The sequence below is a fragment of the Ellagibacter isourolithinifaciens genome, assembly GCF_008831035.1.
GTDB lineage: Bacteria > Actinomycetota > Coriobacteriia > Coriobacteriales > Eggerthellaceae > Ellagibacter > Ellagibacter isourolithinifaciens.
In genome coordinates, this window is the sequence record NZ_WAJR01000012.1 from 1 (window position 1) to 12,578 (window position 12,578).

Annotated in this window: 6 protein-coding genes, 1 rRNA gene and 1 other annotated feature; of the genes, 6 read left to right on the forward strand and 1 reads right to left on the reverse strand. The window is 57.9% G+C overall.

Annotation, left to right across the window (positions count from 1 at the left end; all coding sequences use genetic code 11):
* The 6 genes from rrf to rplL form a co-directional block, all read left to right on the forward strand.
* Positions 1-108: ribosomal RNA gene (rrf, locus tag F8C90_RS06085) — 5S ribosomal RNA — on the forward strand; the annotation flags it as partial.
* A 361-nt stretch (positions 109-469) separates the two neighbouring features.
* Positions 470-1,072 (forward strand): hypothetical protein, encoded by a 603-nt coding sequence (locus F8C90_RS06090; RefSeq protein ID WP_158049563.1) that lies wholly within the window; start codon positions 470-472, stop codon positions 1,070-1,072.
* A gap of 108 nt (positions 1,073-1,180) precedes the next feature.
* A complete protein-coding gene (locus tag F8C90_RS06095; RefSeq protein WP_158049564.1) occupies positions 1,181-2,272 on the forward strand; it encodes an isocitrate/isopropylmalate dehydrogenase family protein in 1,092 nt (363 codons plus the stop codon).
* Positions 2,273-2,390: 118 nt separating this feature from the next.
* On the forward strand, positions 2,391-4,295 hold the full coding sequence (locus F8C90_RS06100) for a Tat pathway signal sequence (protein ID WP_158049565.1): 1,905 nt from the start codon (positions 2,391-2,393) through the stop codon (positions 4,293-4,295).
* A gap of 37 nt (positions 4,296-4,332) precedes the next feature.
* Positions 4,333-4,477: a sequence feature (ribosomal protein L10 leader region), on the forward strand.
* 55 nt (positions 4,478-4,532) lie between these two features.
* Complete coding sequence (gene rplJ, locus F8C90_RS06105; RefSeq protein ID WP_158049566.1) at positions 4,533-5,054, forward strand: 50S ribosomal protein L10; 522 nt, start codon at positions 4,533-4,535, stop codon at positions 5,052-5,054.
* An 84-nt stretch (positions 5,055-5,138) separates the two neighbouring features.
* Entirely contained in the window at positions 5,139-5,513 is a 375-nt protein-coding gene (gene rplL / locus F8C90_RS06110; RefSeq protein ID WP_158049567.1) for a 50S ribosomal protein L7/L12, read from the forward strand.
* A gap of 240 nt (positions 5,514-5,753) precedes the next feature.
* Here the strand turns inward: rplL and F8C90_RS06115 are convergent, their stop codons facing one another.
* A complete protein-coding gene (locus tag F8C90_RS06115; RefSeq protein ID WP_170264571.1) occupies positions 5,754-12,569 on the reverse strand; it encodes an S-layer homology domain-containing protein in 6,816 nt (2,271 codons plus the stop codon).
* Positions 12,570-12,578 lie beyond the last annotated feature (9 nt).

Consider the following 12,578-nt stretch of genomic DNA (forward strand, 5'->3'; position numbering starts at 1 on the left):
ACCGTAGAGAGGGGGATCACCCGATCCCATTCCGAACTCGGAAGTTAAGCCCCTCCTCGCCGAAAGTACTGCGGAGGAAGTCCGTGGGAGGATAGGGCGTTCCGCTCATGGGCGGCGCTTTTTCTTTCGCGCAGGGGGCCGCGGCCCGGGGGGACCCGGCCGCGGCCCCCTTTCCTTTTGCGCCCGGGCGTACGTGCGCCTCCTGGGCGGGTCTTGCGCTATTTGCGGGAGTTATTGCGGACAATCAATCGCGCTTCATGCGGCTATACGGCGAGTCTGCTGTGCTGCGACAGCAAGTTTGTCAATTTCCGAAAAGGTCGCCAGGTTTTCTTCAAGCATTATTTCGTTTTCTATCATTGAATTTCTCTGTTTCACCATGTTGTTTGTTCGCTCATTTACATTTACTTGTATATCTACAGGTACAATATGAATTAATTTTGATGTGTATGTTTGAGAGGACTGACTTTTCGTGGCTGAATATAGTGAGACTGTTCTGAACCTTGCTGCGTCGTGTGTCTCCGATCATGAGACGCTTGACAAGATTGCAGATGCATTGGCAAACGGGACGCGTCGATCTCGACAGCAGGCTGCACAGGTCCTCGCAGCGGTTTCCCATTCCGACGCCGCTGCGGTTTCCGGCTATAGCCAGATTTTTGTTGGTTCACTATCTCGTCCTGAGGCGCAGACGCGCTGGGAATGCCTTGACGTGCTGACTCGTCTCTGCGATGTCGATGCCTCGCTTTGCGTTGACGCTATCGATGGGGCGGAGAATGCGCTTTTCGACGAGGAGAGCGGTCCGCTGCATCTTGCTGCGATGCGATTCCTCTGCAAGTTCGGCGCGATTTCCGAGCAAAATTCTGAACGTGTCTGGCCGCTTGTTGATGAGGGCATTCAATGCTGGCATGGTGACCTTGAGTTCCAGGATATGTTGAATTCGCTTGTCGATTTCTCTACGGGGCATCTTTCGGAGCCGGTGAAATCCGAGCTTGCTGAGCGGATGTTGTTCGACTCGAAGAATGGGCGCGGCGCCTTGAGGCGAAAGGCGACGACCATCGTTGAGAACCTGTCCTAGCCTATTTGTGCCGTCGACTACAATGTAACATTTGACGCTCTTTTCTATGCGTATCCTTGAAACGTATTCGTTTGAGTCGCGTTTGCGACGGGTTTGTGAGGAGGAGCTATGGCTCGTCATACGGTGACCTTGATTCCCGGTGATGGAATCGGCGTTGAGACTTCGGCCGCTATGCAGCGTGTCGTCGAGGCTTGTGGTGCGGAAATCGATTGGGAAATCGCCGAGGCTGGCGCGCATTGCCTCGAAACCGAGGGCACGCCGCTCCCTGATTCCACGATTGAAGCCGTCAAGCGCAACAAAGTTGCCATCAAGGGACCAATCACGACTCCCGTTGGCACTGGTTTTCGTAGCGTGAACGTTGCGCTTCGCAAGACGCTCGGCCTTTATGTTTGCCTGCGCCCCGTCGTTTCGCTTCCCGGTGCTGGTGGTCGTTACGACAACGTCGACCTGGTGATCGTTCGCGAGAATTCCGAGGATTTGTATGCTGGCGTCGAGTTCGAGGAAGGCTCCGAAGGCGCTCGGAAGCTGATCGACCTTTGCGCGAAAGAGGGTGCGGGCACTATTCGTCCCGACTCCGGCATCTCTGTCAAGCCGATTTCGGTTACTGCCTCGCAGGATATTGTTCGATATGCGTTCGAGTATGCGCTGAAGCACGGTCGCAAGAAGGTTACCGCTGCTCACAAGGCAAACATCATGAAGTACTCAGATGGTTTGTTTCTTCGCGTCGCGCGTGAGGTGGCCAAGGAATATGAGGGTCGCGTCGACTTCGACGACCGCATCATTGACGCCTTCTGCATGAACATGGTCACCGACCCCTCGCAGTTCGATGTCGCCGTCTTCCCGAACCTGTATGGCGATATTGCAAGTGACCTGGCAGCGGGCCTTGTCGGCGGCTTGGGTATTGCCCCGGGTGCGAATATCGGCAAAGAATATGCTGTGTTCGAGGCGGTTCATGGCTCTGCTCCCAATATCGCGGGGCAGAACAAGGCGAACCCCACGGCGGAGATACTCTCTGCCGCGATGATGCTTGACCATCTCGGCGAGCTCGAAGCTGCGGCCCGTATTCGTCGCGCGGTCACCGAAGTCTACGCCGCTGGCGAATGCCTGACGGGCGATATTCGTAATCTGACGGGCTCCGATAAGCCTGCGGCGAGCTGCACGGAGTTCACCGATGCGCTGCTCACGGCTCTCGCGAAGTAGATAGCATTCGCCATCTTCTCGATGGTAAAAGGACGGTAACGGAAATGCTCGGTCTCGCGAGGGACTGGGCATTTTCGTGTATAGTGGAGGAAAATTACCTTATCAAGGAGGGATACGTTTGAAGCAATCATCGGGACTTGACGCTTTGCTCGAGGCGCTTAAGCAATCCGGCATGAACACCGATTCGTTCGGCTCGCCTTTCGGCGGCGGCTCCGATGCGGATGACTCGGCCAAGGCTGCCGATGCGGGATCTTCTCGCGGTTCTGGTGGGCCAAAGGCGCCGCATGTCGAGATGCCGCACATCATCGAGAACATGAAATCGTGGAGCAAGAAGGCAATTATCGTTGCGATCATCGTACTCGTTGTCGTTATTCTTGCTGCCTATTGGTGGTTCCATCCACCTATCAACATCCATAGCGTCGACACCTGGTTCTTCATCGCGGTGTTCATCTTGCTGCCGACGTTTTTGTTCTTCCGCGTGCGCTCCTCGAATTACAAGGAGGGGAAGGGCAAGCGCGCCGAGCGCAACGAGGGCAAGGCGAAGACGTTTAAGGTGCTCTCCTTCATCCCTGTCGCCGTCGCTTGCGTGGGCATTATCGGTGCGTTGATGTCGCTGTCGCTTTTCCCGGGCAACGCGGCGAAATACGCCACGGTGCTCAATACCGTCGACCATGATTTCGCCTCCGACATTCAAGAGGTGAACTACTCCGAGATTCCGGTGATCGACCGTGATTCTGCGATTCTTCTCGGCAATCGCGAGATGGGCTCGATTCCCGAGTACGTCAGCCAGTTCGAGATCTCGTCGCTTTACAGCCAGATCAACTACCAGGGCACGCCGGTTCGTGTGAGCCCGCTCGGCTACGCCGACCTGTTCAAGTGGTTCACCAATCGTGGCACGGGCATTCCCGCATATGCGCTTGTAGACATGACGACGCAGGATGCGCAAATCGTGACGCTCGGCGACAACGCCATTTTCTATTCCCAGTCAGAGCCGCTTGCGCGCAACATCGACCGTTACGTGCAGCTGAAGTACCCCTTCTACATGTTTGACGAGAAGTCGTTCGAGATCGACGAGGATGGCCACCCGTGGTGGATCTGCCCCGTGCAGAAGCGTACGATCGGCCTGTTCGGAGGTACGACCATCGACCGCGTCGTCATGGTGAACGCGACGACGGGCGAGTGCACCGACATCTCTATCGATGAGGTGCCAGAATGGGTCGACCGCGCATATCCTGCAGAGCTTCTGATCGAGCAGTACAACTGGTCGGGCGCCTACAAGGACGGTTGGCTTAATAGCTGGCTCGGCCAGAAGAACGTGGTCCAAACCACCCCCGGTACCGACGGAAACGTTGGCTACAACTACATCGCGAAAGACGACGACGTGTGGGTCTACACCGGCGTCACTTCGGCGACGGCCGACAACTCCATCGTCGGGTTCGTGCTGGTGAATCAGCGTACGGCCGAGTCGCACTTCTATTCGGTTGCGGGCGCTACGGAAGAGTCAGCGATGCAATCCGCCGAGGGTCAGGTTCAGAATCTGCGCTACACGGCCACCTTCCCGCTGCTCATCAACGTGGCGAACCAACCGACGTACTTCATGGCGCTCAAGGACAGCGCGGGACTCGTGAAGAAGTTCGCGATGATCGACATCCAGCGCTACCAGAACGTGGCGGTTGGCGACACGGTCGCGGAGTGTCAGAAGTCCTACGAGGCCCTTCTCGCAACGAACGGCGTCGACACGGGCGACTCTGCGCCGTCGGACGTGAAGCAGGCCAAGGGCATCATCGCGACGATGGCGCAGGCGGTCATCGAGGGGAATTCTCACTACTATGTGACGCTTCAGGGCGATCCTTCAATCTACGATTTCCCCCTGCCCGGTATGCTCGAGATTGTTGCCTACTCGGCTGGCGATGAGATTTCCTTCACCTACATCGATGCTGGCACGACAGCATTTCCCGCTCAATCTATCGACAGTGTGAAGACGGCGGGGCCTGAGCAGAAAAACGTTGACACTACGGTGTAGATGCGTATCATATAAGAGCTGCATAAAAGCAGTGATAGATGAAATTGTTCCGCTGCCCAAGACAGCAGGCACCGAAAGGTTTAATCGCATGAAAATGCGGCCCGCCGAGGTGGTTATCTAAGCGTTGAGCTTTGACGACCCCTGCTGTCCTGTGACGGTGGGGGTCGTTTTCGTTTCTTCGAACGCGGCTCCACCCCAAGGGGCGGAACTCGAGTTTGAGGAAAAGGAGGTGTACGAATGCCCAACGCAAAGAATCAAGAAATGCTCGCCAACGTCAAGGCGGACCTCGAGGCTACTTCTGCGGTGTGGGTCGTGGATTACTGCGGCCTTACGGTGAAGCAGATCCAGGAGCTTCGCCGCAGCGTGCGCGAGGCTGGCGCTGTCATGAAGGTTTACAAGAACACCCTCATGCACATCGCTCTGGCCGACGCCGAGCTGCCGACGCTCGACGACATGCTCCAGGGTCCGAGCGCATTCGTGTTCTGCGGTGACGACGTGGCTGCTGCTGCTAAGGCTGTCAAGGAGTTCGCCAAGAGCAACGACGTTCTCGAGATCAAGGGCGGCATCATGGACGGCGCTGCCGTTTCTGCTGCCGAGGTGGAGGCTATCGCTTCTCTGCCTTCCCGCGAAGAGCTCTACGCTCACATCGCTGCTGCTATCAACGGTGTGGCTCAGGGTCTTGCGACCGCCATCGCTGGCGTGCCGCGCGGTCTGGCTCAGGTCACCAAGGCTGTGGCCGACCAGAAGGAAGCTGCCTAGCATCAGCTCATGCGGCCTGAGAGACGCCGCGTAACGAAAACTATTCGGCCGGGAAGATCCTGGCCCCTTTGAAAGGAAACTAACATGGCTGTTACTCGCGAAGAGATTATTGAGGCTCTGAAGGAGATGTCCCTGCTCGAGGCTTCCGAACTCGTGAAGGACATCGAGGAGACCTTTGGCGTGTCCGCTGCTGCTCCTGTTGCCGTTGCTGCTGCTCCGGCTGCTGGCGCTGCTGCTGCTGAGGAGAAGACCGAGTTCGACGTCGTCCTCGAGGGATTTGGCGACAACAAGATCGCTGTCATCAAGGTTGTCCGCGAGATCACCGGTCTCGGCCTCAAGGAAGCCAAGGAAGTTGTCGAGAACGCTCCTAAGGCTATCCAGGAAGGCGTTGCCAAGGACAAGGCTGAGGAAATCAAGGCCAAGCTCGAAGAGGCTGGCGCTGCTGTCACCCTCAAGTAACTCGACTCTTTTTAGATTCGCAGTGAGAAAGACCCTCCTTCGGGAGGGTCTTTTTTGCGCAGAAAATGGGGCTTGGGGGTGCGGGTTGAAATCGACTAGCCGCGAGCGTGCCGCTCGACATGGGACTGGCTTGGCTCTGCTGCTGATGTCGTTCAGGCAAACTTGTATTCACCGCATCATCGATAGTTGAGCGTCGATCCTCGGGGAGGGCAATCCCTCCCCGAGGGGGCTAAGGACGCTCTACCCCATGATGCCAAGCTGGAAGGCGCGCATGAGCACCATCGCCGCGCGCTCGCGTTTGACGGGCTCGCCAGGGCGCAGGTACTTGCCATCAGGTTCGTCGTATCCCGTAACAAGGCCCCTTCCGTGTGCCCACGCGAGGGCTCGGAACGACCACTCGCTTGCTTCATCTCCATCGACGAAAGCTGACAGGTCGCCTTCTGCTGCGGGATCGTTTAAGGAGGCATAGGTGCGCGCGATGATGGTCGTCATCTGCTCGAAGGAGACGGGTTTGTCGGCGGCGAAGTCGAACGTGCCATCTGGCTGCTCAAAGCCGGTGATGATGCCTTCCCTGACTGCCCAGTTAGCGGCTGCGGTGTAGTACATTCCGCTGGCCGATCCCTCAATTCCCGTCGTGTCCACGGCTGTCGTGGGGTCGTACGTTGCATATTCGTCGGGACAGGCGTTGCGCCACAGGATTGTCGCAAATTGTGCGCGGGTGAGCGTGTCGCCTATGCCGAAAAGACCCGCTTGTGGACCGTCGGTGTAGCCAGTGATGAGGCCCTTGCTCGCGATGAAGGTCACCGCGTCACCGTACCATTCGCTGTAATCCACATCGGGGAATACAGGCACGTCGGGGGGATCGGGCGTGGGAGGAGTTACGGGTCCTGAATTCACGACGGTCAGGGTCAGGTTGAGCCGTTCGCTGTAGTTGTCGAACGACATGCCATCCTTATATGCGGCAATACGATACTTCGCGCTGCTGTTCACGGGAATCGGCCCGGTGTAGAGCTTTCGTGAGCCCTCCGGCTTGCACGGGCAGGTATCGTTGGTGGTGTAGTAGATGCTTGCGCCTTCCGTCGGCGTTGACAGAATAAGCATCGAGCCCATCGGCACCGTAGCGCTGTTCTCCTTCGGGGACGTGGGACCGAACGTGAAGGATGCTATTTCGGCGGTTGGCCTTGTGGGCTGACCCTCCTCCGAGGTTGTACGGACGTCGAGCGTCTTGGAGAGCGGCGTGCCGTCGGCGGAGATGGCCAGTTGCGTAAGGCCAGGCAAATCTCCGGTTAAGAGGAAAGTCGCCTTACCCTCTGCGTCGGTTGTCAAGTGAATCTCGCGCGATCCGGCCTGCGCTCCCGAGAGCGTTGCGATGCTGTCGGAGCCGATGGTGACGGTGACGCCCTGCATCTCGACGGGGGAGCCATCGGCATATGCCACGTTCACGACGACGTTGGCAGTCTCGCCGCTTTGCACGGATATCGCGTTCTCGTAGTTGGCGAACAACTTCGCAGGGTGCTTTGCGACGGTCAGATCCTGCGTCCATCCGGATTGCCCGCCGAGCATCTGACCGTTGTAGCTTTCTGCGCCCTGCAGGGTAAGCGTTATCGTCGCCCCCTCCTCGAGCGGCTCGCTCAAATAGATGGTCAGCATGTTTGCGAGCTCAACACCCTCAGGGGATGTCTCTACGCCCGACCAGGTGGTATCGCGGACCGCATCGCCCAAACCGTCGATACTCACCTTTGAGCTCGTCTTCATATACTGACTGAACTCAAGCTCCACTCGATCGGGGTAGGCTCGGACGGCGCTCACTTCCGGCGCCGCAGTCGATACAAGAGGAATCTCGAGCCCTGTTCTGATGGGTAGGACTCTGAGCCATTCGGTCTGGGCGGCCGTATAGCCGTCCTTCGTGACGCGGACTTGGTAGTAGCCGGTGGGGACGTTCCATTGGAAGCAGCCGTCGGCGCGGGTCACCTGCGGGCTTACCTGCTCGTAATCGGTTGCGTTCCAAGGGGCGGCGCCCGTGCCCTGGGCATCGTCGGCGTGGTAGATAGTGGCCGTTGCGCCCTCGACGGTATTCGAGGTCACGCCCTCGTAGACGATTCCCGAAGGGTCGATGATGATCTTCGATCCGTAGAAGCGATCCCAGTCGATGAGGCTGCGAAGCCTTGCAATCTCTTCCTTCTCATCCTGAATCTTCTTCTTCGTGCTCTTGCAGACGCTTTCGCGGTAGGCCTTTGCCTCGAGGTACTCGTTCTTTGCTGCATCCATCCAGGGCGCTCGGTATAGATGCACGCTCGTGGACGTGACGTCCAGCGCGACGAATCCCTTGTTCATCACGCCTGCAACCTTGCCGGTTCCTGCGGAGTAGCTGCTGATGGAGCAGGCGCTGGCAGCGGCATTGAGGAAGGAGGACCAGAGGTTCGTCTTGATATCGAACCAGTTGTGGTCGTCTTCCGCCTTCACGTAATCGCGGTACTTTTCGGCCGCGTCCCGCTCGGCGAAGAGCGCGTTGAGGCAGCGGGTGCAGTCGCTGTCGCAGGGGTTGACCTGCTTGTAGTAGAGAATCCACGAGTTGATCTGCTCGATATCGGACTCGATGTCGCCAAGCTCGCTCATAGAAGAGCACCAGGAGTCCGTCGTGCGATTCATTCCCACGATATTTCCCGCGAGGGCGATCGCGGATATGCTGCCCTGAATCTGCTGCGAGATGCTCGCCGCGGAGGCGGTCGTTTGCGCCTCAATTCGGGCGAGGTTCAGGTTGGAGTACGTGTTGATCTTGTTGATGATGGGGTTCCAGTTGACGATATGCCTGCTCAGGAACAGCTGGTTCGGAAGAACCTTGCCGACCAGCTTGCTTGCTGCCCATTCGCCTGCTGGTTGCGAGATTTCGTCCAATCCTGCCCCTATGACATTTAAGCCTGCACCCCAAAGAGCATCGACTACTGCACCGTCGTGGTGCTCGTGGTTGGCGTCGAAGTCGGCGGTATAGCTCGACACACGGGTATTGTCGCCTGGCTTGCCCTCAAGGGAAATCCCTCTGGTTCCTGGGCTCGCGCTCACGCCTTCGGGGGCGGTTTCCGTCACGCGTGTGGAGAATCCCGTAAAGATGCCGGGGGTTTTCCCGCCCGTGCCGTTCCTCTGAGAATCGGTTACGAACATCTCCCCGGTGAAACGACCCTGCGTCGACGAGAAGATGAGGTCGCCCTTGGTCGTGTCGCTATCGGATACGGTCAAGGACCCATTCAGGTGATTTTCGAGGTTATCGTCCATGAAGGTGTAGGGAGACCCCGACTCGCTCGGCTTGCCGACGCCGAGCTTCTCGCTCATGTTGTCGATTGCGCGGGAGAACGTCCGCTGCGTTTCCCTGGCGATCGCTGCGTCTTGGGTCATTGCTTGATCAAACTGGATGAGGTCGGCTTTAAGCTCTTCCTCGGTTGTCCCTAAAGCCTCCGCCCAGGCTGCGATGTCCTCATCGGAAGGTAGTGAGGGCGTCTCAAGGCTCACGAATTCTCCTGTGTAGAAGCGTTTTTCGATGTTGGGAATCCAGTCATCTTCCGTCGGCTCGAACAGGCGGCCGGTGATGTCTTGAAAATTGGGCCGCAAGGCCTCGATGTCCGCGATGGCCGCCTGCACCTCGGCGCTGTTCGCGTCGTCGCGCGATTTCAGGGTATCGACAATCGCGCCGAGCATGGCGTCGGTCTGCTCGGCTATCGCCTCGGCTTCGCTGTTGCCGCCGTTTTTCATGTACTCTTCCTGAATCGCTGTCAGGTACGCCTGGCGCTCGCTTGCTTCCTGCTCGGCGCGCTCCTTGATGCGCTTCTGGTAATCCTCGTCATCGAGGTCGTCGAGGTTCGCTTTGTAGGAGAGGGAGAAGCTGCTGAAATGGTAGCTTTCGGGGATGAAAACGCCTGCCTGCTCTAGCTCTGAGGTCGCGGCGATGCTGGATCCCGAATAGGTGTCGAGGAAGTTAAGGTAGGCTTCATCGACGTATTCGCCAGCAAAGCGTATCTCATCGCCCGAGCTTGACTTCAGGTTGAGCGGGACGAGCACGGTGTTCCCGTCTGCGCACTCAACGTACATCATGAGCATCTTTTCTGCGTTGATGTCCTGTCCGTTGGTCTTCACCGTGACATCGAACGTCCAGTATGCACACTGGCTCGAAAGGAGCTGGTGCCGGACTGTCAGGTATTCGTCGTTTTCCTTTCCTTCGGTGATTCGATTCTGGGTTTCCCCCTTGTTCGTGATCTTGAAGGACCATATTTGCGCTGCGGGGCGGTAAGCGCAGTTCGTGTAGTTGGTCGATTCTCCTGCTGCTATCTCGATCTTCACGTTGTCGCCGTGCAAAAGGCCGCTCGCTGTGTCCTCGGGGATATCGAACGAGATGTTTGCGCGGCCAAGGGAATTGGTGGTTCCCATTCCGACGCTCTGTCCGCCGATGAAGAGCTCGACGTCGGAATAGGGCGCGGCATATGCGGTGGCGATGTTTCCTGTCAGGGCCACGCAATCGCCTTGTACTTGGACGTAGGTTCCCAATGCCTGGAAGAAGAGATTGCCGATGTGGGTTGTGCGCCCGTTGTTGGATAGGGAAACGGGAATGGAGTACGATTTCTCCTTTTCCGGGGTAAGGGCGATATAGAGTGTATCGGACGTTACCTCCTGCGGGATATCGATGTAGAGGCATTCCTGCTGGCTGTCGACATATGCCTGACCGCCGTCTTTGAAGGCGGCGCTGGCGGAAGCGGAAGAGTAGTCCGAGGAGGAGATATCGAGCGAGATGCGAGCGCCTGCCCACTCTTCTATCTCGAAGTTGACCTCGACGATCGTTTCTAAACCGACGACGATCGCGCTCGTGGGCACCTTCGTGCTTGCTGATTTAATGCCCATCTTCGCGAGCGCATACTGCATATCGAAGTCAGGGACACCGAGCTCGACATGCGTCGTTTCATCGTCGTTGACCTCGACAGTCGTTTGCGCATAAGGGACGCCAAGCCCGTCGATCGAGCGAAGCTTCGGCGCACTGAACTCTGTGTCGGTTGGTTTGAAGGCGACAATCGTGTAGGTGCCTTGCTTTAATTTCCCAGTTTGCGCAATCCAGCTTGGGCCGGTTTGGCTGCTTTGCCAGCTGACCGAGGAGTAGTCGTCGAAGACGCAACGAGAATTCTCGTCGATGCCATCGAAGACCATGACGTGACTTCGACCGATAAACGATGCGTTGGTGGTGATGGCGACGTCTCCCCACGAGGGGAGGGTTGCCTTGAAGCCTCCCAACTCCGCATCGTATTCGGCGACCGCGGACGAGAGTTTAAGCGAGTCGTCGGGCACGATTTCCAAGGAGAGCTGGTCGAGGATTCCCGTTTCGCCGGCAAGGGCTTCGGATAGGACGAGCCTGCCGCCTTGAATCTCATAGTCTCCGTTTTCTCCGCAGGTCAGATTAACGCCGTTGCGCTTTAGGGTATATGAGAGCTTCGATTGGTCCGTGATGGCGGCGAGCGTGTCGTTGCCGTATTCGTCCTTCTGGCCCGTCTTCTGCGTGATGCTCAGGGTGAAGGAGCGAGTTGCGGGAACTTCCTTAAAAGTGTCGGCAGAAATCGTGCCGAGGTTCCAGGCGCCTTGCATAAGCGATGCCGATCTGCCGAACGTCGCTTCGTAATACCCGGGGATGCGAATGGACACGACGGCTTCGACTGCCTGAAGAGCGCTATTGCATAAGAACGTGCCGTCGTCGTTTAACGTGATAGGGGTGGTTTCCCCTTGCTCGAGCGTAATCGCGATATCCTGCGCGCTTACGCCGGCAGGAAGCTCGATTGCTCCCTCGATGGCGACCTTGTCGATCCAAACGTAGTGGTAGATATTGCCGCTGTGGCTTTGCGAGAGCCGGTAAGGATCTGATTCGGTGCCGTCCGACTTGTATTTATAGGCGTAGATGGTCGTCCCTTCGTCGAAGGGGCAGCCGGGGGTCTCGCCGTCTGAAGATTTGTCACCGAAGCGGATGTCGGAATTGTCAAGCCTCACGTTGAGGGCCCCGCAATACGAAAATGCCCCGCCGTCAAGATATTTGAGCGACGACGGGAGTGCGATCATCTCTTGCCCGGCCAAGGTGCCACAGCTCTGAAACGCTCCATACCCAATCTCCTCGATGCCGTTTCCTTGCGCGTCGGTTTCGAAGGTGAGGGACGAGAGGCGGGGGAACGTGCCGTCCTGCTTGAAGCTGCTTTCGCCGAGCGACTTCACGAAGCTGGGGATCGTGAGGGACTCGATTTGGTTGTACTCAAACGCCCCATAGCTCATGTACACGTCATAGCTGCCGTCGAAGACAGCGCTCAGATCGAGCGAGGTGAGGCCAGCATCGCCTTCTGCGAAGACCACATCTTGTTCGGTGCCGTCAACGGTGTTGGAGTAACCGTGCTCCACGCGTCCGTAGACTTCTGCTGGGTGAGGGGGATCCGGTGCGCTCCATCCGCACTCGAAGCTCCATCCTGGCTGGTCCCAATAACCGTTATCCTCGATGAGCGTGCCTGCCCACTTCTTGATTCCCTCGCAGCCGGTGGACGTTTTCCACAGGGTGGCGTTTAGGCCGGGGTAGGACGTCTCGTCGTACTTCTCGTAGTTCGGGAAATTGGCGACAGGCTGCGCGTTTGCCTCTGCTTTGAAAGGGTTTGGGCCGATTCCGGTATCCCCCTTTGGGATGATGGGGTCGGCCTCTTCCGGGGTTACGCCCGCTTCGGATGCGACACCTTCCCCAGCTGCTTGGGCGGAGCCATCGGCGGATGCGTTGCCTTCGCCGGTTGTCGAAGCTCCCTCCTCGCCCTCGTTTTGGCTGGCTAGGCTGATTTGGCTGTCGTATCCGAATGAGTTTTCGGGAATGGCGACCTTGCCAAGGGGGGAGGGCTCGCTTGGCGCTGCTTCTTGCTGGGCGTTCTCCGGTTCGCCGCTTCCCGCTTGGACGTCGTCGGCAAACCCTATGCCGGGCCACATGCTCGCGACGAGCAAAAGGGAGAGCGCCGAGGCTCCGATTTTGGCAAGGGGCCGGGAGTGTCTTCTTCTCTTCTGCGGCATGATTGCTCC